22 protein-coding genes are annotated in these 24,026 nt (G+C 34.0%); 15 read left to right on the top strand and 7 right to left on the bottom strand.

Features of this window, described 5'->3' with window-relative positions; genetic code table 11:
- Window positions 1–83: 83 nt before the first annotated feature.
- Window positions 84–1,247 (bottom strand): YfaP family protein, encoded by a 1,164-nt coding sequence (locus B9T27_RS03015; protein WP_143222556.1) that lies wholly within the window; start codon window positions 1,245–1,247, stop codon window positions 84–86.
- Window positions 1,248–1,426: 179 nt separating this feature from the next.
- Window positions 1,427–2,272 carry a carboxylating nicotinate-nucleotide diphosphorylase gene (nadC, locus tag B9T27_RS03010; protein WP_086205353.1) on the bottom strand — a complete coding sequence of 282 codons (846 nt, stop codon included), beginning with the start codon at window positions 2,270–2,272 and terminating at the stop codon, window positions 1,427–1,429.
- A gap of 159 nt (window positions 2,273–2,431) precedes the next feature.
- On the opposite strand from nadC, the gene ampD reads away from it, so the two are divergent.
- Both ampD and murJ read left to right on the top strand, forming a co-directional pair.
- A complete protein-coding gene (gene ampD / locus B9T27_RS03005) occupies window positions 2,432–3,004 on the top strand; it encodes a 1,6-anhydro-N-acetylmuramyl-L-alanine amidase AmpD (RefSeq protein WP_086205352.1) in 573 nt (190 codons plus the stop codon).
- Window positions 3,005–3,081: 77 nt separating this feature from the next.
- Window positions 3,082–4,632, top strand: a complete 1,551-nt coding sequence (murJ, locus tag B9T27_RS03000) for a murein biosynthesis integral membrane protein MurJ (RefSeq protein WP_171263300.1) — start codon at window positions 3,082–3,084, stop codon at window positions 4,630–4,632.
- A 76-nt stretch (window positions 4,633–4,708) separates the two neighbouring features.
- On the opposite strand, the gene B9T27_RS02995 is transcribed toward murJ, so the two are convergent.
- From B9T27_RS02995 to B9T27_RS02975, 5 genes are all read right to left on the bottom strand, one after another.
- Complete coding sequence (locus tag B9T27_RS02995) at window positions 4,709–5,398, bottom strand: FKBP-type peptidyl-prolyl cis-trans isomerase (protein WP_086205350.1); 690 nt, start codon at window positions 5,396–5,398, stop codon at window positions 4,709–4,711.
- 398 nt (window positions 5,399–5,796) lie between these two features.
- Window positions 5,797–6,573, bottom strand: coding sequence for an FKBP-type peptidyl-prolyl cis-trans isomerase (locus B9T27_RS02990; RefSeq protein ID WP_086205349.1), 777 nt, complete (start codon window positions 6,571–6,573; stop codon window positions 5,797–5,799).
- A 180-nt stretch (window positions 6,574–6,753) separates the two neighbouring features.
- On the bottom strand, window positions 6,754–8,940 hold the full coding sequence (locus B9T27_RS02985; RefSeq protein WP_086205348.1) for a polysaccharide biosynthesis tyrosine autokinase: 2,187 nt from the start codon (window positions 8,938–8,940) through the stop codon (window positions 6,754–6,756).
- 15 nt (window positions 8,941–8,955) lie between these two features.
- A complete protein-coding gene (locus B9T27_RS02980) occupies window positions 8,956–9,390 on the bottom strand; it encodes a low molecular weight protein-tyrosine-phosphatase (protein WP_086205347.1) in 435 nt (144 codons plus the stop codon).
- A 1-nt stretch (window position 9,391) separates the two neighbouring features.
- A complete protein-coding gene (locus tag B9T27_RS02975; RefSeq protein ID WP_086205346.1) occupies window positions 9,392–10,492 on the bottom strand; it encodes a polysaccharide biosynthesis/export family protein in 1,101 nt (366 codons plus the stop codon).
- 385 nt (window positions 10,493–10,877) lie between these two features.
- Between B9T27_RS02975 and rfbB the strand changes: the two genes are divergently transcribed.
- The 13 genes from rfbB to galU are packed head-to-tail and all read left to right on the top strand — an operon-like array spanning window position 10,878 to window position 24,011.
- On the top strand, window positions 10,878–11,936 hold the full coding sequence (gene rfbB / locus B9T27_RS02970; RefSeq protein ID WP_086205345.1) for a dTDP-glucose 4,6-dehydratase: 1,059 nt from the start codon (window positions 10,878–10,880) through the stop codon (window positions 11,934–11,936).
- 5 nt (window positions 11,937–11,941) lie between these two features.
- Window positions 11,942–12,820 (top strand): glucose-1-phosphate thymidylyltransferase RfbA, encoded by an 879-nt coding sequence (gene rfbA / locus B9T27_RS02965; RefSeq protein WP_171263315.1) that lies wholly within the window; start codon window positions 11,942–11,944, stop codon window positions 12,818–12,820.
- Window positions 12,817–13,920, top strand: coding sequence for a DegT/DnrJ/EryC1/StrS family aminotransferase (locus B9T27_RS02960; protein WP_086205343.1), 1,104 nt, complete (start codon window positions 12,817–12,819; stop codon window positions 13,918–13,920). The genes rfbA and B9T27_RS02960 overlap by 4 nt, the downstream gene beginning before the upstream one ends.
- Entirely contained in the window at window positions 13,920–15,119 is a 1,200-nt protein-coding gene (locus B9T27_RS02955) for an ATP-grasp domain-containing protein (protein ID WP_086205342.1), read from the top strand. Before B9T27_RS02960 ends, B9T27_RS02955 begins: the two co-directional genes overlap by 1 nt.
- Window positions 15,100–15,528 (top strand): GNAT family N-acetyltransferase, encoded by a 429-nt coding sequence (locus tag B9T27_RS02950; protein WP_171263299.1) that lies wholly within the window; start codon window positions 15,100–15,102, stop codon window positions 15,526–15,528. The genes B9T27_RS02955 and B9T27_RS02950 overlap by 20 nt, the downstream gene beginning before the upstream one ends.
- A 5-nt stretch (window positions 15,529–15,533) precedes the next feature.
- Window positions 15,534–17,045 carry an oligosaccharide flippase family protein gene (locus B9T27_RS02945; RefSeq protein ID WP_228146129.1) on the top strand — a complete coding sequence of 504 codons (1,512 nt, stop codon included), beginning with the start codon at window positions 15,534–15,536 and terminating at the stop codon, window positions 17,043–17,045.
- Window positions 17,042–17,989 (top strand): glycosyltransferase, encoded by a 948-nt coding sequence (locus B9T27_RS02940; RefSeq protein ID WP_086205340.1) that lies wholly within the window; start codon window positions 17,042–17,044, stop codon window positions 17,987–17,989. The genes B9T27_RS02945 and B9T27_RS02940 overlap by 4 nt, the downstream gene beginning before the upstream one ends.
- Window positions 17,990–18,011: 22 nt before the next feature.
- Window positions 18,012–19,139, top strand: coding sequence for a non-hydrolyzing UDP-N-acetylglucosamine 2-epimerase (wecB, locus tag B9T27_RS02935; protein WP_086205339.1), 1,128 nt, complete (start codon window positions 18,012–18,014; stop codon window positions 19,137–19,139).
- Complete coding sequence (locus tag B9T27_RS02930) at window positions 19,129–20,142, top strand: hypothetical protein (protein WP_086205338.1); 1,014 nt, start codon at window positions 19,129–19,131, stop codon at window positions 20,140–20,142. The genes wecB and B9T27_RS02930 overlap by 11 nt, the downstream gene beginning before the upstream one ends.
- Before the next feature lie 13 nt (window positions 20,143–20,155).
- Window positions 20,156–21,313: an oligosaccharide repeat unit polymerase gene (gene wzy / locus B9T27_RS02925; protein ID WP_086205337.1), complete on the top strand. Its 1,158-nt coding sequence runs from the start codon at window positions 20,156–20,158 to the stop codon at window positions 21,311–21,313.
- A gap of 5 nt (window positions 21,314–21,318) precedes the next feature.
- Complete coding sequence (locus B9T27_RS02920) at window positions 21,319–22,494, top strand: glycosyltransferase family 4 protein (RefSeq protein ID WP_086205336.1); 1,176 nt, start codon at window positions 21,319–21,321, stop codon at window positions 22,492–22,494.
- On the top strand, window positions 22,478–23,101 hold the full coding sequence (locus tag B9T27_RS02915; protein WP_086205419.1) for a sugar transferase: 624 nt from the start codon (window positions 22,478–22,480) through the stop codon (window positions 23,099–23,101). The genes B9T27_RS02920 and B9T27_RS02915 overlap by 17 nt, the downstream gene beginning before the upstream one ends.
- A gap of 34 nt (window positions 23,102–23,135) precedes the next feature.
- Window positions 23,136–24,011 (top strand): UTP--glucose-1-phosphate uridylyltransferase GalU, encoded by an 876-nt coding sequence (gene galU, locus B9T27_RS02910; protein WP_086205335.1) that lies wholly within the window; start codon window positions 23,136–23,138, stop codon window positions 24,009–24,011.
- Window positions 24,012–24,026: the final 15 nt, after the last annotated feature.

Genomic DNA, 24,026 nt, shown 5'->3' with positions numbered 1-24,026 from the left:
GTAAGGAGTGCATCAATGCGCATTATTTACAGTTTTATCGGCATGAAAAAAGAGGAATTATTTAAAATTCCTCTATACATAATTTAACGAGTTACACGTCGGATTGCCTCATCATAACTTGGGTTCGGTTTAAATTGATTAGCTTGTTGGTAATGACTCAAAGCAGCAGCGTAGTCCTGATGATTTTCATAAATACGCCCCATATTATAATGTGAATAGGCTTTGGTATTGTTACTGTTTGCTAAAGCAATGGCTTTTTGATTGGCCCATAATGCCTCTGCAGAACGATTAAGTTTTTGATAGCTTAATGCTAAATTACTATAGGTTTGTCCAATATTTGGATTGTAATCAATCGATTGTTGATAGAGCATCGCAGCTTGCTCAAACTGATTATTTTTATAGGCTTGATCTGCTTTAAGATTTAACGTTTTGGCATGGGCTTGATCGGCGCTTGAAACAGTAATCTGATGTACTTGGGTTGCTTGGTTTTGATAATTAGAGACAGTGGAGCCAATTCGGCTTGCACCAGCCTGAGTACCTGAAATTTGGTTGATATCTTGAATTTCTCCTTCTGGTGAAATACGAAATACCATCCATAAGTTTCCAGTTTTTTCTGTAGGAACATAATAGGAACGGATTAAAGATTCGCCTGCATAAACCATGACTTTGGCTTGGCTATTGGCAAGATTATGGGTATCAGGAGATTCACGATCGGAATAATCATGTACAGAATAAACATAATACTGATCGGCTAAACGTTTTTCGATAGTTATGGTTTCTGGACCATAAGAGTCAACATCATCTACATCTAAGTTGGCATTCGTGCCTTGCTTACTGTTCCAATAAATATGTTGATTTTTATAACTTAAATGCGAATCTAAATCTGAAGGATTCTGCCCCCAATTGAGTACGATTCGCATGCTATTCAAATCTTTGAGTACTGGACTTAATGCATAGGTCATACCATCACATGGACATTTTGCCACCAAAGTTGAATAACCCTGCTTTTTAATAATCAGTAGATTTTCGACAGTATCGTTGAGGTTACTCGCGATTATTGTTCGTCCCTGTGCATTGGTGCTATTGGATGCAGATCTTTCCCCATTTTTTTGTAAAATCACTTCTGCATTGGCAATGTTCTGATCTTTTACCGTTGCGCTGAGTACATGTATGTCTAAAGGTGCAGCAATACTGAATGAGGAAATCGAGAGGCTTAAAAGACTATATAAGTAGCTTGTTTTTTTCACTGTTATATTCTCTATGTTTATAATAATTTGGATAAATTAAATATAAAAGATCACATTAGCTTTTCAAAAGTACATTTATGTAATCTGTCGTTAAGGTGGTAAATATGCATCATAAATAAAAAAAACGACAGCAGAGGTACTGCCGTTTTTGAACATTAAATCGACTATTTTTTTAAGTTTTAGCCATTAAAACGCATGGATAAATCCACGGCTTTGACATCTTTAGTAAGTACACCCATTGAAATATAATCGACACCTGTGGTTGCAACTTCGTGCAAATTATCAAGCGTAATATTACCCGATGCTTCCAGTTTACAACGACCTGCAACGTGTTTGACTGCATCAATCATTTGCTGTTGGCTGAAATTATCCAGCATCACAATATCTGCCTTTGCTTGAAGCGCTTGATTTAACTCATTCCACGTTTCTACTTCTACTTCTACTAGTTTACCAGGTGCAATCAGATGTGCCTTGGCAATGGCTTGAGTGATGCCACCCGCCGCCATAATATGATTTTCTTTAATTAAAAAAGCGTCAAATAATCCTAAACGATGATTTTGACCACCGCCAACGGTAACTGCATATTTTTGTGCAATACGTAATCCTGGTAAAGTTTTACGGGTATCTAATAGCTTGGTATTTAAACCTTCAAGCTGTTTAAGATATTCTGCAGTTTTGGTTGCAACGGCCGATAGGGTTTGAATAAAATTCAAAGCAGGGCGTTCTACCGTCAATAAACTACGTGCCGAACCTGCAAGTTTGAAAATAGCTGCATTGGCTTGGACGAAATCACCGTCATTTTTCAGCCATATGATGTTTACTGTTGGATCATACGCTTGAATTAATGCATTGACCCATGGCTGTCCTGCAAGAATCATATCTTCACGGGTAATTATCGTTGCAGTGGCTTGCTCATCTTCAGGCGTGAGCAGGGCTGTAATATCGGCATCGCCAATATCTTCCTGTAGCGCGTGTTGAATATTGATTTGAATCGATTGTTCAAGCAAAGATTCAGGTATGCTCATGGAATCCCTTTCGTGTTCAGCCTTAAAATTGAGCGCTATATTAGCATTCTCACCGAATATTTTGAGAAGTTTTTATTTAAGATAGTTCAGCGTAAACTAAGCTTTGCCCGAATAGTGAGTTCGGCCTTGAAAAAGATAATCATCGTCTAGGAATGAGTGATGCAATCAGCAGCAAAATTTCAAGTTGTAGATGGACAGCTCATCGGTGCTCGTCAAATTTCTACGCCTAATTATAGTCAACGCCCTGAAGAGACGGAAATACAGCTGATTGTCATTCACAATATTAGTTTACCTCCTTCACAATTTGGTGGTGGCTATATCGAGCAATTTTTCCAGAATCAACTGGATTGGTCGGTACATCCTTATTTTCAAACGATAGAAGGGATGCAAGTTTCAACACATTTATTAATTTTGCGCACGGGTGAAGTTCTGCAATTTGTGAATTTTAATGATCGGGCTTGGCATGCTGGGCGTTCAAGTTATCTTGCTCAAAAAGAATGCAATGATTATTCCATTGGCATTGAATTAGAAGGCAGTGATGATACTGATTTTGAAGAAATTCAATATCAGGTTTTAGCAGATGCTGTGGCAACCTTACAGTATGCATTTCCAAAAATAGCCCAACATTTAGCAGGGCATTCTGATATTGCACCCGGACGGAAAACAGATCCTGGATCGCATTTTCAATGGTCATATTTCAGAACATTATTGGCTCAGAACAAGCGGTCTTAAAAATCATCACAGCATTCATGAATTAACAACGTAATTTTGAGAAACTTTCATTACAATAGCGACTTTATAATTACTAGGTGAATACGATGGCGCTGTGGCGATCCACCTTTATTGTCAGTGCAATGACCATGTTGTCACGAGTGTTGGGACTTGTGCGAGATATGGTTCTTTTGAATGTCTTTGGTGCAGGTAAAGATTTCGATACTTTCGTGGTTGCCTTTCGTATTCCAAATTTTTTCAGGCGATTATTCGCTGAAGGTGCATTTTCACAAGCTTTTATTCCCGTATTAACAGAATATAAAACAACAAAATTACACGAAGAAGTTCAGATTCTGATTAGTCGGGTATTTGGTTGTTTGTTAACGGTCATGTCTTTGCTAACATTATTTTGTATGGTGGTAGCACCTGCAATTTTGTATGTCTATGCACCTGGTTTCCATCATGATCCTGCCAAATTTGATTTGGCAGTTGATATGTTTCGTTTAACGATTCCATATTTGATGTTTATGTCACTTACGGCTTTTGCCAGTAGTATTTTAAACAGTTATGGATCATTTTCGACCCCAGCATTTGCCCCAGTTTTACTCAATATTACCATGATCGCTGGTGCTTGGTGGTTGGCTCCGCATATGGCAGAGCCAATTATGGCACTCGGATGGGCAGTGGTTATTGCAGGTATATTACAACTAGCAATTCAAATTCCTGAATTGTGGCATAAAAAATTATTGATCCCACCCAAGATTGATTTCAAGCATGAAGGCGTAGATCGTATTCTAAAACTGATGCTGCCAGCTTTGTTTGGTGTCTCCGTTACCCAGATTAATTTATTGTTAAATACGATTTGGGCATCTTTCATGCAGGATGGTTCGGTATCGTGGCTATATAGTGCCGAACGGATGACAGAGTTACCTTTAGGCTTAATTGGGGTAGCAATTGGTACAGTGATTCTACCTTCACTTTCAGCGCGTAAAGCAGAGCATGATCAAACTAAATTTCGTGCCATGATCGATTGGGCAGCCCGAGTCATTGTCGTGGTCGGTGTACCTGCCAGTATTGCGTTATTTATGCTGTCTACACCGATTATTCAAGCATTATTTCAGCACGGTGCTTTTGATTTGCGAGATACACAAATGACTGCAATGGCACTGCAATGTATGAGTGGTGGGGTGTTGGCATTTATGCTGATTAAAGTATTTGCACCCGGTTTTTATGCCATGCAGGATACGAGAACTCCCGTACGTGTCGGCTTAATGGCAGTTGCGGCAAATGCCATTTTAAACGTTGTCTTTATTGGAATATTTAAACTGATTGATTGGAAAGCTGAGCATATGGCACTTGCGATTGCATCGTCAGGTTCTGCTTTCGTGAATGCTGGAATGCTGTATTACTACTTGCATAAACGTAATATTTTCCGTTTTGGGGCACATTGGAAAAAATTATCTATCCAGTTTGTAATTGCAAATTTAGTCATGGTTGCAGCACTTTGGTATGGATTGACTTGGTACGATGGGGCACTTTCTCAATGGATTCGTATTGCTGAAGTTGCAGGGCTTTGTGTGATTGGTGTTGTGGCATATGCTGTGGCATTACTGGCTTCCGGATTTAGACCGCGCCATCTGAAACATTAAAATGTATATTGAAAATAAAAAAAACATCGCAGTGATTTAAACTCACTGCGATGTTTTTTTTATTTTAGCTGATCTTTTAAGGGCTTACTTTTAAAAGCTCGACATCAAAAATTAAGGTACTATTCGGTCCAATCGCATCACCTGAACCAATTTCGCCATATGCCAATGCTGCTGGAATAAAGAAGCGATATTTAGCACCTTCTTTCATCAATTGTAAGCCTTCAGTCCAACCTTGAATAACTTGGTTCACTTGAAAATCAACGGCTTGATTACGAGCAATCGAACTGTCAAATACTGTTCCATCGAGTAGGCGACCTTCATAATGGACGGAAACTTTAGAATTGGTTTTTGGAGATTTTCCTGTTCCTGGCTGTAGAATCGAATATTGCAAACCTGATTTTGTCGTTATCACATTTGATTTTTTTGCATTTTCAGCCAAAAAAGCATCTCCTAGTTTTGCATTTTCTAGGGCTAATTGTTTAAAATTATTAAGTTGTTTTGCATCACTTTGTTGTTTGTATTGAGTTAATGCTTTTGCCATTTCTTCATCAGTTAATGTCGCTTTTTGACTGGTAGAACCTTGTTTGAGTCCCAGAATAAAAGCATCGAGATTAATATCTTTTAAGGTTTCTGCATTACTGCGCCCCATGACATAGCCATAGCTATAGCCGAGTTGTTCTTGCTGGGTACTCTTATTGGTGATGACAACAGCATGGCTCATGCTAGCTAAGCTGAACATTGATAACAATAAAACAGTATTTTTCATATTTAATTCCATCTTCCGACTATTATTTCACTTTCAATTATTCAACTTTAAAAATTAGAGTGCTATTTAAAGGAATCATCTTTTACAGACCTTCATCGTCATATGTTAATTTTGCAGAAATATATAAAATTGTACTAGAGCCTTCTATTCATGAATTGTAACCCTTGGCTGAAATCCATGATCTAAGCACAATATAATGGCTTCAGTACATTCATTGGAGTTGTCAAAATCTTATATTCATTAATTTCCCTTAGTACACGTTACTGTAGGGACTTTGCTTGGATTTTAATCGGTCTTTTGTTCGATTATTTGTATTACACTTCAGAAGAAGTAGTTTTCAATTTAGATTGATTTATTTTAGATCAAAAAAGGAGAGCAAAAGCTCTCCTTAATATTTTTTATTTTACTTTGATTAGTTCAACATCAAAAATAAGTGTACTAAAAGGTGGAATATTGGCTTGCGCTTGCTCACCATAACCTAAATAAGACGGAATATATAAGGTTGCTTTGCTACCTTCTTTTAAGTGCTGAAAACCTTCCGTCCAACCAGGAACTACTTGACCTAAAGGAATATCAATCGGTTGATTACGTTCAAATGAATTGTCAAATACAGTCCCGTCAATCAGTGAACCTTTATAGTGTGCAATCACGGTAGACTCAGCCGTTGGCTGTTTACCTGTACCTTCTTTGGTGATTTTATATTGCAGACCTGTTTCAGTGGTAATTACGCCAGGTTTTTTTGCATTTTCTTTCATAAATGCCATATTTGCATCATAAGCTTTGAGTGCTTGTTCAGCTTGAGCTCTTTGTTCAGGTGGAATCTTGTCTAAATTTAAACGTAATTCTTCTATACCTTTCGCAAACATTTCTTTATTAATTAGAGCCGTTGCTTTTTTAATTTCAGCTTCAGAGAAACGAGAAGGTTTCTTCTCCGCAGCATCTAGCATACCCGCTGCCATTGCTTTAGCATTCACTTCAGCAGGAATCTGCGCACCCATTTTAAAACCTTGTGCATAACTTAATTGATCAAGCGCCGAAGCGTTTTTTGACATATCAAAATTTTGCGATTCAAATTTAACAGCACTATCGGCTGGGTGTTGAGATGCATAGTAAACAGGTACAAGTGCAGCACCGCCTAAAATAATAGCAACAGCGATGGGTAAGGCTTTACTCATAAGATTTCCCAATTTTTAATCTTTCAAAGAGTTAATTTGATCATCATAGCTTAACCACAGCAGCATATAACGTCTATATTAGAAACGATATCATTTTCTAACCAAATCATCTAAGAATATATAGGTATAAAAATAAAAAAAGCCAGATTTTAAATCTGACTTTTTCTAAATATTTAAAAATTAATCCTCTGCTTTGGATGTATATGCATAGTTATATGCATAACCTCCACCAAAGGTTTTTTGCACATCATTCAGAATGAAACCAGTGACTTTCGTTCCTGCTTGTTCGAAACGATTGACGGTAATTTCTAATTCTTTTAAAGCGGTTTGGTTATAACGTGCAACAATTAAATTTACTGCGGCATATTGCGAGATAATGATACTGTCAGTAACAGCAAGTACTGGTGGTGAATCAATTAAGATGTGATCGTATGTTTCATTTAAATTGGCTAAGAAGTCTCGAAACTTATCTGAGCTTAATAGTTCTGCAGGATTTGAAGGGTTACGACCACGATTTAAGAAATCTAATCCAGCAATATTGGTCGATTTAATGACACTTTCTAGGGGAGCATCGTCAATTAAATACTCCGCTAAGCCTTTTTCATTGCTAACCCCAAAGTATTTATGTAAATAGCCACGGCGTAAGTCAGCATCAATGAGTAAAACCCTTTTACCTGTTTGAGCCAAAATCACTGCTAAATTTGTTGAAACAAACGATTTACCAATCGAGGGTGCGGGTCCTGTAATTAACATGACATTATTCTTTGCCTGCATAAAAGTGAAATGCAGTGCCGTACGAATACTTCTTAAGCTTTCAATTGCAATATCTTCTGAATTCTTCTCAGCCAGAATTGGAATAACCTTTTGCTTTTTAAGTTTATCAAGGCGGTTTAATTGATATGGAGAGCGAGGAACTGTTGCATAGACAGGTAAGTTGAAAAAGTTTTCAATTTGTGATGAATCCTTCACACCCGATTGCATCATATTTCTGACTAATGCGATTAGCACACCAATGAATCCACCCATAAAAATAGATAAGATGAGAACAATCAGCTTTTTCGGTTTAATTGGTTCGATAGGTTCAACTGCAGTATCAATAATGCGGACATTACCAATCTCACCAGCTTTGGAAATTTTCAATTGTTGATAGTTATTTAATAGTGAGGTGTACAATTCCGTATTAACTTTGACATCGCGGTAAAGTTGTAAATATAATCGTTGAGTTTCAGGTAAGCGTCTAATCGATTGAGCAAGTTCATTTGTTTTTTGATTAAGAGATGTGATTTGAGCATTAATTTCAGCCATTAAAGGGTGATCAGGGGTATATTTTGCTGATAACTCTGCCTGTTTCTGTTTTAACTCAATTTTCATTTTCTCAAGCTCAATATTTTGCTTCAGCATAAGTTCTGATTCTTGAGTTACATCTACCGTATTATACTTTTCTCTAAATTGATTAAATTTGATTTCAGATTGTTCAAGTTGTTGCTTTAACTCTGGAAGTTGTTTGTCTAGGAAGCTCAGAGTTTGTTTTGATTCTAGTGTTTTTCGTTCAATATTTTGCTTATGATAAACATTAAGAATATGATTAAGTACTTGAGTAATTTGTTCTTTATCATTGCCATTATAACTAAGACCAATAACGCCTGTCATTTTACCTTTTTCAGTAACACTATAATTATATTGAAATATTTTAACCGCTGTTGGTAATGCCAGTTTGGTTAACGTAAAATTCTGCTTTGGTGGATTATGACTAGATACTTGTACATTCCAAAGTCCATGAGAGTCAGTTGTGCGGTTTACTTGATTTAATAAGCCTTTAAAAATAACTTGATTATTAAAGCTCAAATTAAATTGATTATGACCAATAAAATCAAGTTTTAATGGTTTATCTAAATAATATTTAGGAACTTCAAGTTGCTGTATTGAAAAAGATCCTTGATTATTTTTATAAACAATAGCATCTTTATTGTAAATTAATTTAGTTTTTTGATCTGAAATTAAACGATGAAGAAGATTGTTTTCATTATTTTGTACCAGAATATCGAGATTCAGATTTTTAATTACCTGCCCCAATATGAGTCTTGAGTTTAAGATTTCGATTTCAGCATCAGCTGGTGATTTTTGTCCTGTTGCACCTGATAAAGCACTTAACTGGCCGAGTAAGGCCGCAGATGCAGCACTTTTACCATCTTCAACCAATATAAGCGCATCGGTAGAATATATTTCAGGAGTTATGCGTAAATATAGTACAGCACAAATCAAGCTTAAGGTGATACAAAGAGTGATGACTTTCCATTGAGCAATAAGAGAAAAAAATAACTCTTTTAAATCAATAGTATCATCGTTGGTATTTATGTTCTGGGTCATGAGAATACAACTAAATTAAATTTTTAAATGTTTTTGCCAATCTGCTACATAGGATTGAATATTATGACAAGTATCTTCAAAAAAAGCTTGATCGTGTTGATAAGGATCAGGCACATTTTTCCCTTGCCAATGACCTAATCGAAACACTTTTCCTTTTGCAAAGGGCAAACTATTTTCAATATGCTTTTGTTGGTTATGACTCATCACCAGAATTAAATCTGATTTTTTAATTAAATCTGAATTGATTTGTTTGGCAATATGGGTTCGCATATCTATTTGTATTTGATCCATACAATGGATGGCCTTGCTATCTGCATTATGCCCAACCATGGCAGAAATCCCCGCTGATTCAATGTGTAAATCAGGATGTTGCTGTTTTAAAAAAAATTCTGCCATAGGACTTCGACAGATATTTCCAATACAAACAACAAGTATATTTTTAATCTGCATTTTAGTTTTTACCCAATTGATCAAAACTATATAAGGCACTGGAAAATGGAACAATTTGATTAATAACACGCTGCCAACGAGTTAAACCCGTCGCATCGATATATACAATGTCATTTTTTTGCATTTGGAATTGATTAGATAATGCTAAATTACCGATGCTACTCAAATTTAACTGATAAATAGTTGATGTACGGTTTTGTAAATTTGATCGCATAACATAAATACGTGCAGCACTTGCTGAATATGGGCTAATCCCTTCACTTTCACCGAGTACATCACTTAGTGTCATACCTTGATCACGAAGTATAAGCGCCTGACTCTTATTTGATTCACCCATAACATAAAGTTTTTGATTTAGTTTGGCATTTACGAAAATAGTATCATTCGGATGAATCAGTAAATTGTGTAGTGAGAACCCATTTTTTTCTAAAGAAATGGTATTTAAATTATAAGTTTGACCATCTCGGATAAGTTGTATATTGGTATTGTCACCTGTTTCAGTATTTATACCGCCGGCTTGGCCTAATGCTGTATATATGCTTATCGGTTGATCGTTGAGTGTATATTGACCGCTACGCATGACTTGGCCATTAACAAAATACCGACGTCCTTCGTAAGATAAAACACGAACTACAACATCAGGATGTTTTAAATATTTAGCAAATTGATTACGTAAATAGCGGTTAGTTTCGGCAAGTGTTTTCCCAGCAATATGAACTTGACCTACCAAAGGAAGTTGTACATTACCATTAGGGTCAATAGGATAACCAACTGCTTTAATGTTTGTCACATCTTGTATCGGTGGTGTGATTTCAGGATAAGCCCAAAGTTGAATAGATAAGACATCACCGGCACTTAAGCGATATATGTTTTGATGTTTTCTAAATAGTTGTTCAACATTATTGTGGTAATTTTGATTTGCAGTAAAGTCAATGATTGGAATATTGTCTTGTGTAAGTTGAACGACTGAAAGTTCTGCTCCCTGATCAGTTTTATAATGTCCTTGATCGGGTAAGTCATGGGTTTGAAAGCCCGAAGTTACAGCACAACCGGAAAAAGATAATGTTATTGCTAAAAAAAATAATGTGCGTTGATACTTCACATTCAATACCCTTATTTGTATTACTATTTACAATGCTATTTAGAATTTATCCAGAGACTGAATTGTATTATATAATTTAAGCATTGGGTATGGTTAATGTGTATTAGCGATAGGTAGTAATTAGTCAATTAGCATGTGAAATTTGAACCATTTCATGTAAAATATGAAAACATTACTTTCGTTGAACGATAAAAGATTATTCTTAGTGTTTAGTGTGTTTCTGCTTGAACAGCTTAAATTAGCAATAATTGATCTGGGTTGCATTGGTTACCTCTAGTCATTGAGTTTGGTGAAATATAAATTTATCTTTTTGATTTAAAGTGTTTTTTGATAAACAGTAAAGCAATATTAAATTGTAATTAAAATAGTGGTAGATAGGGTATTTATGAAGATTTTAGTCACTGGAGGAGCTGGGTTTATAGGTTCTGCTGTGGTACGGCATATTATAAAAAATACTCAAGATGAAGTGTTAAATATAGATAAATTAACCTATGCGGGTAATTTAGATTCATTAAAAGACATTGATTCAGATGTTCGTTATCAATTTAAACAGATCGATATTTGTGATGCTGAAGCACTCAAATATGCATTTGAACAGTTTCAGCCCGATGTTGTGATGCATTTGGCTGCAGAATCGCATGTTGATCGTTCAATTGATGGGCCTGCAGAATTTATTACAACCAATATCGTTGGTACCTATACTTTATTAGAAGTTACTAGAAGCTATTGGTTACAATTAGATGAAATAAAAAAAGAAAAATTTAAATTCCACCATATTTCAACAGATGAGGTATATGGGGATTTAGAGGGAACAACAGATCTATTTACTGAAACAACATCCTATGCGCCCAGCTCACCATATTCTGCAAGTAAAGCAAGCTCTGATCACTTGGTACGGGCTTGGCAAAGAACTTATGGATTACCGACGATAGTTACCAATTGTTCAAATAATTATGGTCCGTACCATTTTCCAGAAAAGCTTATTCCCTTGGTTATTTTAAATGCTTTAGATAGTAAAGCTCTACCAATTTATGGCAAGGGTGATCAAATTCGAGATTGGTTGCATGTAGAAGATCATGCAAGAGCTCTATATCAAGTTGTGACAAAGGGTGTTGTAGGTGAAACTTATAACATTGGTGGTCATAATGAAAAACAAAATATAGATGTCGTAAAAACAATTTGTAAAATTTTAGATGTATTAAAACCACAATATAATGGTCAGTCTTATGAGACCTTGATTACCTTTGTTAAAGATCGCCCAGGGCACGATTTACGTTATGCTATTGATGCATCTAAAATTGCAAAAAACTTGGGCTGGATGCCAGAAGAAACCTTTGAAACAGGGATTCAAAAAACAGTTGAGTGGTATTTAAATAATTTAGAATGGTGTCGTCGTGTCCAAGATGGTAGCTATCAACGTGAAAGATTAGGTGTAAGTGTATAATGTCGATAACAACAAAGGGTATTATTTTAGCAGGTGGTTCAGGTACACGCCTATATCCAATTACTAAGGGTGTTTCTAAGCAATTACTTCCTATTTATGATAAACCAATGGTTTATTATCCATTATCCGTATTGATGTTAGCAGGAATACGGGAAGTCCTAATTATTTCTACTCCTGATGATATTGATGGATTTAAGCGTCTTTTGGGTGATGGTTCACAGTTTGGTATAGAGCTGAGCTATGCAGTTCAACCTAGTCCTGATGGCTTGGCGCAAGCTTTTATTCTTGGTGAAAATTTTATTGGTAAGAGCAATGTTTGCTTAGTGCTTGGTGATAATATTTTCTATGGTCAAGGCTTTACATCAATGTTGCGTCAGGCCGTTACTCGTCAAAAAGGCGCAACAGTATTTGGCTATCAGGTTAAGGATCCTGAGCGTTTTGGCGTGGTTGAATTTGATGAGCAAAAATGTGCAATTTCATTAGAAGAAAAACCGAAACAGCCTAAATCTAATTTTGCTGTTACAGGTCTTTATTTTTATGATAATGATGTAATTCAAATTGCAAAGCAAGTGAAACCATCTGATCGTGGTGAGTTGGAAATTACCACAGTCAATCAGATGTATTTGGAACGTGGTGATTTAAATGTTGAATTGCTGGGACGAGGATTTGCTTGGTTGGATACAGGTACACATGAGAGTTTACTTGAGGCTGCACATTTTGTAGAGACAGTTCAAAATCGTCAGGGCTATAAAGTTGCCTGTTTGGAGGAAATTTCACTTCATAATGGTTGGTTGACCAAAGAGCAAGTGTTAGAAATTGGCCAAAGTATGAGTAAGAATGATTATGGTCAATATTTGATTTCTTTGGTGGAGGATCAAGTATGAATGAGCCAATTTATGTAACTCAACCTGTTTTGCCTGAATTAGCTGAGTTTATTCCTTATCTTGAGCAAATCTGGAAAAATAAAATTTTAACTAATTGTGGGCCACTACATCAACAATTAGAAAAAGAATTATGTGAATACCTTGGTGTTGATTATATTTCGCTATTTAATAATGGCACAATTGCATTGGTTACTGCTTTGCAAGCCTTAGGCTTAGAGCAGGGTGAGGTAATCACTACTCCTTATACTTTTGTTGCTACAGCACATTCCATTGTATGGAATAAGTTGACTCCAGTATTTGTAGATATCGATCCTGAAACTTCTAATATTGACCCAAAAAAAGTTGAAAAAGCTATTACTGCTAAAACTGTTGCAATTCTACCAGTGCATTGCTATGGAATCCCTTGTGAAGTTGAGCAATTACAAGCTTTGGCGAATAAACATAGTTTAAAACTAATTTATGATGCAGCACATGCGTTTGGTTGTGAGTATCAGGGTCAAAGTCTATTGAATTATGGTGATCTAAGTGTGATTAGTTTCCATGCAACTAAGGTTTTTAATACCTTTGAGGGTGGTGCTATTATTTGTCATACAGCTGAAATGAAACAACGTATAGATAGGCTTAAAAATTTTGGTATTGTGGATGAAACGACGGTTGATGGTATCTCTCTGAATGGAAAACTTAGTGAGGTACATTCAGCACTTGGCTTATTGCAATTAAAAACAATAGATAAAACCTTAGAAGCACGTCAAAAAATTGATGAGAATTATCGTAACTTTTTACAGAATATCGATGGTATTAAGTGTATTTCACGACTACATCTAGAAAAAGATAATTATTCTTATTTCCCAATTGTGATTTCAGAACGATATCCATTAAGCCGTGACGAATTATTCGAAAAACTAAAAGCGAATAATGTTTTTGCTCGTAAATATTTTTATCCATTAATGACAGACTTAAATGTTTATCAGCAATTTAAGTCTGAAGCACCAAATGCTAAACAATTATCTGAGCAGGTATTATGCTTGCCTATGTATCCGACATTGATTATTGAGCAAATTCAAATGATCGTTGATGTAATTCAAGAGTGTGCTAAATAATGACAAAACGAATTCTTTTTTTAGGCGCTGCACCTTCTCAAGTTCCTCCTATCGAATATGCTAAAGCACAGGGATATTATATAATTACCTGTGATTATCTACCTGAAAATCCGGGTCATAAACTTGCAGATGAATATTATAATGTTTCTACTACAGATCAGGATGCTGTACTTGAACTTGCAAAAAAATTAAAAATTGATGGTATTGTGGCATATGCATCGGATCCTGCCGCACCAACAGCAGCGTATATTGCTGAAGAAATGGGATTACCAGGTAACCCATATGAATCAGTACTTACGCTAGCTCGAAAAGACTTATTCCGCGCCTTTTTAAAGGAGCATGGATTCAATGTCCCTCGATCTGAATCCTTTTATGATCTGCAAGAAGCAAGCAAATGGCTTGAAGAGATTAGTGTTCCTGCTTTTATTAAGCCTGTAGACTCATCTGGTAGTAAGGGCGTGACAGAAATCACTTCAAAAGATCAGCTCAACGCTGCATTTGAATATGCATTAAATTATTCGCGCGAAAAGAAAGTTGTTGTTGAGGAAAAAATTGTTAAACAAGGTTATCAGGTTGCAGGTGATGGGTTTGTAGTTGATGGTCAATTAGCTTTCCATTCGTGGGCGGATGAGCATTTTGATAAATTGTGTAATGGTCTAGTTCCCATAGGACAAACATTCCCAACATCACATGATGAAAAATTATTGCAAGAAGCTCATAAAGAGACACAACGACTACTTAATTTATTGAATATGAAAACGGGTGCTTTGAATTTTGATTTCTTGTTTTCGCAAGATGGCAAATTTTACTTTCTTGAGCTAGGTCCACGTAATGGTGGCTGTTTAATTCCTGAGGTTATTCGTTATGCAACAGGAGTAGATTTAATACAGGCAACCGTAGATGCTGCTCTCGGCTTAGATTGTAGTTATGTACAACAAACCTCAGTTAAGGGCTTTTGGTCAAGTTATATGGTACATAGTTTAAATACAGGGAAATTTGAAAGTTTAAATGTATCAGAACGTGCTCAAAATATGATTGTTGAGTCGAATATGTATACAGCTGAAGGTGATCAAGTAAATTTGTATAGTGGCTCTAATGATACCTTGGGTATGATGATTTTACAGTATCCAGATATGGAGACTATGTTGGATATGGTCGATAATATGGAGCATGATATCCGTGTTAGAACAATACAATAATTATGATTGTATAGATTTAGTTTTAGCTGAGTTGAAAATTAATCCGACTTTTTTAGTTTTGTCGGGTATAACCCAAAAAGAATATTTTCTAAAAATTGATCAAAATTCAGTGTTTATAAAATATCATCATGCTGATAAATTAGCAGGCTTTATTTCATTTTATTGTAATAATTATGAAACTAAAGAAGCTTTTATTACTTTGGTGCTAGTGGATATTGAGTTCAGAGGGTTGAAAATTGGTAAAAAGATGTTTGGAGATTTATTTGAGTTTATAAAGAATAAGAACTTTGAAAAGTGTAGTTTAGAAGTTAGGCAAAATAATGTAAGTGCTTTGAAACTCTATGAGTCATTAGGTTTTGAGCAGAGCCTTAAAATGGATGACAGCGTTATAATGACAATGAAGGTTTAGCTTCGATGAAGATGAACTCTTTAAGACTAAATATCTTGGCTAGCTATGCTAGCCAAATTTATTTAGTCGTTATTAGTATTGCAATATTACCTTTATATATGAAATATATGGGAGCTGAGGCATATGGTTTAGTTGGCTTTTTTGCAATGCTTCAAGGTTTATTTAACTTACTTGATTTTGGCTTGACTCCTACAATTAGCCGACAAACTGCACAATATAATGCAGGTGTAGAAACAGCCCTAGGCTTTCGTCAGCTCTTTCGTTCATTAAGTCTAATTTTTAGCATAATCGCCTTGGTAGGTGGGGGCTTGTTATTTTACTTTGATGGATATATAGCAACACATTGGTTAAAACTTGAAAGCCTAAATATAGTCGATGTACTATTTTGTTTACAGGTCATGGCAATTTGTGTAGCACTACGCTGGATGACAGGGCTTTATAGAGGTGTTGTATCCGGATTTGAAAAAATTGTTTGGTTGAGTGGGGTAAATGTTGCGATTGCTACACTTCGCTTTCCTAGCGTATTGCTTTATATGTATTTCTTTGGTTTTAATATAAAAAGTTTTTTTATTTTCCAGTTGATTGTCGCAATTCTAGAATTTTTCATTTTAGCTATTTATACTTTTTTGTTGTTGCCAAAGCTAAAAAAAAGAGAAGTAATTGGCTGGTCATTACAACCCGTAAAATCTCTGTTGAGTTTTGCCTTAACGATCGCATTTACTTCTGCAGTATGGGTTTTATTGACTCAACTGGATAAGTTTATTTTATCAGGAATATTGCCTTTATCTGAGTATGGATATTTTACCTTAGCTGTTTTAGTAGCTGGTGGCATATTACAGATTAGCGCTCCAATAAGCTCAGCTATTATGCCTCGTATGGCACGTTTGCATGGGGAGCTAAATTTTGAAGGAGTTAGACAGATATATTTGGGTTCTACTCAGTTTATAGTTGTTGTGGTCGTAACAGCGGGTATTGTATTGGCTGCTTTAGCAAAACCAGTGTTATATGTGTGGACAGGTGATGTATTGTTGGCTGAAAGAGCAGCACCAATTTTACAATTATATTCTTTAGGTAATGCTGTGTTGGCATTAAGTGCATTCCCTTATTATTTACAGTACGCTAAAGGAAGCTTAAAGTACCATTTCATTGGTAATTTAGTCAGTGTGGCTTTATTAGTTCCTGCTATAATTTGGGCTGCTCGAACATATGGTGCTATTGGTGCAGGATGGGTTTGGTTCTTAGTACAGTTAATTTATTTAGTCATCTGGGTTAGTTATGTTCATATGAAAATAGAACCTGGTATTAATATCAAATGGTATAGAGCTTTTATACCAAGCGTAATTTCTGTACTAATTACAGTGTTATTATTATCTCATATTATAATTTTCTCAGAACAACGATTTGTGGCATTTTTACAAATTGGGTCAATTAGTTTGATTTGCCTTGCTGTTTCAGCTTTCAGTTCTGATACGGTCAGAAGTTTTATAAAGTCAAAATTCTTAAAGAGTCGTGTATGAATATACCAAATAATATTCAAGTTTCTGTTTGTATCGTTACTTATAATCAAGAAAAATATATTGCAGAATGTTTAGAAAGTTTGGTTACTCAGAGAACAAATTTTAGTTTTGAAATTATTGTGGGTGAAGATTGTTCAACAGATAATACCCGATCAATTGTAAAACAATATGCAGAAAAATATCCTGAATTGATAGTTCCGTTGCTATATGAGAAGAATGTGGGTGCTGTAGAAAATGTAAAGCAAGTGTATCAAAAAGCTAAAGGTAAATATATTGCACATATGGATGGTGATGATCTTGCTAAACAAGATAAATTGCAAAAACAATTTGATATTTTAGAAAATAATTCAGACTGTATTATTTGTGCACATAATATGTTGTTAGTAGATCAGTTTGGTAATGAAAAAGGTCTTGATCATGTATTACATAAAGAGAATAAATACAATCAATTAGATTTATATCTCATTCATACTTTATTTCGCCATTCATCTAAAATGTTTTTAAATAATATTGATTATTATATTCATGATATGCATCCAGAGTTATTAGATATTGAATTACATATTATTCAAGCAACATATGGAAATATTTATATGCTTGAAGAGACACTAGGTAAATATCGAGAAAATGTAGGTGTTACTTTTAAAGATCAATTTATGAATCTACAAATTATTAAACGTGTAGAAAGCTTGTATGAAACAGTAGACACTACAAAATTTACAGTTACACAAAACAAAGATATTCGGAAAAAATATGCACACTTGTTATTAAGTTATGCATATTTGTGTTCAAAAACAATTCAAGATGAAGAGTTGTATTCTAAGTTTGTTAAAAAGTCTTTAAGTATATATAAGTTAACAATATATCAGGTAGTTTTTATGCTTGGTTTGCTCAAGCCTAAAGTTTTTTTTAAATTAGTGTCTATTACTAAATCGCGTAAATGAAAAGTTATAATGGAATAGTAGAATGAAAGTTTTATTAATTTTTGGAACCAGACCTGAAGCTATTAAAATGGCTCCTTTATTTCATGAGCTTAATCAGTCTGATAAGTTTGATACTGCTGTATGTGTAACAGGACAGCATAGAGATATGCTAGATCAGGTTCTTAATATTTTTCACATAAAACCAGATTTTGATTTAAATATAATGAAAGCTGGTCAAGATTTAACAGATGTGACTACAAGGGTATTGGAAGGTCTTAAGGTATTATTTGAAACATATACTCCTGATCTTGTGTTGGTACACGGAGATACTGCAACAACTTTTGCAGCAACACTTGCATGTTATTTCAATAAAATTAAAGTGGGACATGTTGAAGCGGGCCTAAGAACAAATGATATTTATGCACCATGGCCAGAAGAGGGGAATAGACGGTTAACAGGTTCTATTTGTAATTTGCATTTTGCACCTACTGAAACTGCAAAATATAATTTGGTTAAAGAAAATATTAGTGAAGATCAAATTGTTGTAACAGGCAATACTGTGATTGATGCGTTGCATCATATTATTAAAATAATGAACGTGAATAAAGATATTCATAATGAATTAAACCAGAAGTTTAGTTATCTTGATTTTAATAAAAAATTAATATTAATTACTGGCCATAGACGTGAAAATTTTGGAAAAGGTTTTGAGAATATATGTAAAGCTATTCATGATTTAGCAGTCGAATATCCAAATGTTCAGTTTATTTACCCTGTTCATATGAATCCGAATGTAAGAGAGCCGGTAAATAAGTATCTATCTAGTATTAAAAATATTTTTTTGATTGAACCATTAGATTATTTACCATTTGTTTATTTGATGAATAAATCATACTTAATTTTGACAGATTCAGGCGGTATACAAGAAGAAGCACCATCTTTAGGAAAGCCAGTTTTAGTTATGCGTGATACAACTGAAAGACCTGAAGCGGTAGAGGCAGGAACAGTAAAGTTAGTTGGTACGAATACTGAATTGATAAAGAGTGAAGTAAAGCGTTTGTTAGATGATGCTACTGAATATAATAAAATGAGTGAGTTACATAACCCATATGGGGATGGGCAAGCATGTAAGCGTATTGCAGAGTATTTGGGTGAATTAAATGGAAAGTAATGAAATCACGTTTTTTTTACCAAAAAAAACGATGAATGAAGCAACTATTTATTATGTAGATATTGTGAAGCAGGGTTTTATTAAGGCAGGATATACAGTTAAACAAACTGAAACTCTTGCTGAGTTGAAAGGGCAAAAGAAAATTTTTGTTATGTCTGCAAAGTGGTGTTTTATTGTTAAATTATTACATCCCCAAGCAAAAATTGTTACCTGGTTTCAGGGGTTAGGTGCTGAAGAAGCGTTGATGACGAGAAATTCATTATTAAGAAAAAAGCTTTGGAACTGTGTTGAGTTTTTTTCTATGAAATTTTCTTGGTTTAATATTTATGTTTCAGAAAGAATGCATCAGTACTATAACGAGACTTATCACATAGAAGATAAAAACTTTTTTATCATGCCATGTTTTAATAAAGCATTAAATATTGAATCTTTTGACAGTATTAATAAGTATGAAAATTCATCATTTGTATATGCAGGTGGATTAGATAAGTGGCAGTGTATTGAAGAAACACTAGAGTTATATTCTTTAATTGAAAAAAAATTGAGTAATACAAAACTTACTTTATTAACTAAAGATAAAGATAGCGCTGAAAGGTTGATAAAAAAATATAATATTAAAAATTATGAAATTAATTTTGTTTCTTTGGATGAATTGGATGCAGAGTTAATGAAATATAAATATGGTTTTTTAATTAGACAAAACCATATTGTTAATAATGTTTCAACACCTACGAAAATGAACTCATATCTAGCAAATGGTGTAATACCAATATATACAGATGTTATTGATGATTTTAATATAAAAATTTCAAAATTGAAATCTTGTATTAAATTAAATAATAATGATAGTGTTTTTGAGTGGGCGAATCTTATTTTTGATTATGATGAGAATATGGCCTTATGCAAAGATGAGATTAAAATAGATATAGGTAATATTTTTTCAGATTACTATTTGAGAGAAGTTTATATTAATGATTTAAGTGAATTTTTGATATCAATATAAAGGGTTGATGCGAATGTTGAAAATTAAGCCCTTTTATACTGTTATTTTTTTATATGTTTTTGCAAATTTTTTGTTTTTAATTTTAGGGTTGTATAATAATAATATTGTAAATATGGAGTTTTCTAGTTTTTATATTACAACACCTATATTATTGTATTCGTTTTTTTTACAAATTTTTTCTTTGTTGTTTTTAGTCTTTGTATATTTTATTTTTAATAATAAGAATTTTAGTCAGAACAGAATATTTGGAAGAATATCTGGTATCTTTTTATTGTTTTGGCAATTAGTTTTTTTATTTTTTGCTTTAGTTTTTGGGTTGGGAGTTGTTGGTTCTGATAATAAGGTAAATCAGTTTTTGGTAATGATTTCTAATTTTTTATCTGCTGATATTTTATATATTTTAATGGCTCCCTCTCTTAAGTCTAGTAAGATTTTTAATATAAATACTATTGTCTATCTTATCTCAACATTGGCGCGAGGATGGATGGGGGGAGTGCTAATTGCATTTTTCGTATATTTATGTCGAGTTGGGTATTTAAAAGTAAGTATTAAAACTATTTTATTTTATATTTTTATTTTTATTTTTATTTTATTAAGTTCTCCATTTTTAATTGATTTAAAAACTATTATCAGGACTGGCGGTGATTTTGAGTTTGATATAAAAGGATATAGTGATAAATTAGAATTTGCGATAGATTATCTTTTAGGCAGATTTCAGCATTTAGGTCATACTGCATTACTTCTTGAAAATGCAGATGAATATAGAAAGCTATATGAATTAAATAAAATTTTACCATACTGGCTTGAAGGTATTCCTCAGAATTTCTTTTATAAATTATTGGGTAGTAAAGAGTTATTAACCTATTCAAATATGATGGCTGTTCGTGATTTCGGAGCCTATAGTAGTGAAGCTTGGAATGCGAATACAGGATTAAGTGGCTGGTTAATATTATTGCGTGAAAAGAGTATTTATTTATTTATTTATTGGTCGTTATTAATAATTCCTTTATTTTATTTTATATATAAGTATGCAAATAGACAGTTTTTTAATGTGATATCAGTTTTTATGATTATTTATTTGTATCATGGCTGGTTTGGTGCATTCTTTAATCTAATGTTTTTGGCATTTATAATTATTTTTTTGAATAAGTTGAAATTTAAGACAGGATAATTAATATGAAAAATAGATGTAAAAAAATTGTATTAATTGGTAATACATCAGCAAGTTTGTTGGGTTTTCGCTCAGAATTAATTAAAAAATTAATTTCTGAAAATTATAAAGTCTATACATTTGTATGCGAGTATACAGAAAGTGAATTAGATAAAATTAAAGAGCTTGGTGCTCAGCCGATTATTTATAAAATGAATCGTGGTGGATTAAATCCTTTAGCTGATTTAAAAACTGTATTTGAGTTGAAGACTAAAATTTTTGAGATAAAACCCGATATAGTTTTTTCTTATTTTACTAAACCTGTGGTTTATGGTTCGCTTGCTGCAAAAATGAATAAAGTCCCGAAAATAGTTGGAATGATTGAAGGCTTGGGAAGTCCTTTCACTATTCATAAAAATGGACAAAGTTTAAAAATTAAACTCATTAAAGCTGTACAAATAGTTCTCTATAGAATCGTATTCCCTTTTATCGATAAAATTATTTTCCTGAATAATGATGATCCAAATGATTTAATCATGGCGAATAAAATCAACCATAAATTAAATGCAGTAGAAGTTTTAGGCCCAATTGGTCTTAATTTAAAAGAATATGAATATAAAAATTGGGATGATAAGCAAGCTATCTCATTTATTTTTATTGCACGACTTTTAGCTGAAAAGGGTATTTTTGAATATATTGAAGCTGCAAAAATTGTAAAAGTTAAATATCCTCAAGTGATTTTTAAAATTATTGGTGGATTAGATACAGAAAACCCTTATGGTCTAACTCAACAGCAACTTGATCAAGTGATAAATTCTGGAATTATCGAATATCCAGGTTTTGTAACAGATGTGGCTAAACGTATACAGAATAGTGCCGTTTTTGTATTACCCTCATATTATCGAGAAGGTATTCCACGAAGTACACAAGAAGCAATGGCTATAGGACGTCCTGTGATTACAACCGATGTGCCAGGTTGCCGTGAGACAGTTCGTGATGGGATAAATGGTTTTTTAGTACCGAAATGGAATGTTCAGGTGCTAGCTGATAAAATGTGTTATTTTATAGAACACCCAGAAATGATTAATATCATGGGGCTAGAAAGTTATAAAATTGCCACTGAGCATTTTGATGCAAACAAGGCAAACAAAAAATTATTTGAAATTATGGGTTTAAATGAATCAGATGAAAAGATTGGTTGATATTATTATTGCGTTTATGGCACTTTTGCTTTTATCACCAATATTCCTTTTTGTTGCTTATAAGGTTCGTCAGAATTTAGGCTCTCCTATTTTTTTCCTACAAAAGAGACCTGGGAAAAATGGAGAGTTATTTCATATGATTAAATTCAGATCAATGAAGGACGCACTTGATAAAGAAGGTAATCTTTTACCAGATGAACAGCGCATTACCCCTTTTGGACATAAACTGCGTTCAACAACTCTGGATGAAATGCCACAACTTTTGAATGTTTTAAAAGGTGATATGAGTATTGTAGGTCCAAGGCCTCAATTGCCTGAATTTATGGAATATTATACTTCTCATCAAATGCGTCGGCATGAAGTGAAACCAGGTATGACTGGATTGGCTCAGGTGAGTGGGCGTAATAATTTATCATGGGAAGAAAAATTCGATTTAGATGTTCAATATGTAGATACTTTTTCAACAGTATCGGACTTTAAAATTATGTTCAAAACAGTCGAAGTATTATTTAATAAGGAAGGTATAAATGCACCTGATCAGACCGTGGGTGCAAGCCGTTTTTCGGGGAATGAATCTTCGGAAATCAAGTCATCATCAAATCATTGAAATTTTTTTTATTAAGTAAGTTGTAGAATCTCTCATGATTAAAAAAGCAATTCTTCCTGTCGCTGGGTTAGGCACTCGTTTTTTACCTGCAAGCAAGTCTATTCCAAAAGAAATGGTGACAGTGGTTGATCGCCCGGCGATTGAATATGTGGTTAAAGAAGCTGTGGCGGCAGGAATTGAGCAAATTATTTTGGTGACACATGCTTCGAAAGCATCTATCGAAAATTATTTTGATCGAAACTTTGAATTAGAAACGACGTTAGAAAACAAAAATAAATTTGATTTACTTAAAGAAATTACTGAGATTTTACCTAAAAATATTAGTGTGATTAGTATACGCCAACCTCAGCCATTGGGTTTAGGACATGCAGTACTTTGTGCGAAATCTCTCATTGGTCATGATGCTTTTGCTGTGCTATTACCGGATGTATTGGTAAAAAGTATGAATACTGAAAATGATCTCGAGAGAATGATTGCTCGTTTTGAGCAATCACAGTCGGCTCAGATTATGGTAGAAGCAGTACCTGAGCAGTTGGTTGATCAATACGGCATTGTTGATGTAAAAACTACACCTGCTGAAGGTGAAAGTGTTGTGATGCAAGGTATTGTTGAAAAGCCTAGCGTCGGAATGGCACCTTCAAATTTATCTGTGGTTGGGCGCTATATTTTACCTGCAAAAATTATGCAACTTTTAGAAAATACACCTAAAGGTGCAGGCAATGAAATTCAATTAACTGATGCGATTGCTGCTTTGCAAAAACTTGAACCTGTTGAAGCATATCGTATGCAGGGACAGACCTTTGATTGTGGTAGCAAAATTGGTTATTTAAAAGCCGTATTGCATTATGGTATTGAGCATCCTAAATTGGGTGATGAATTTAAACAGTTAATACAAGAATTGAAATTATAAAATTTAGACTGGATT

The sequence above is a fragment of the Acinetobacter sp. ANC 4648 genome, assembly GCF_002135345.1.
GTDB lineage: Bacteria > Pseudomonadota > Gammaproteobacteria > Pseudomonadales > Moraxellaceae > Acinetobacter.
The sequence above is the reverse complement of the archived record's forward strand: the minus strand, read 5'-3'. Positions and strand labels throughout refer to the sequence as shown.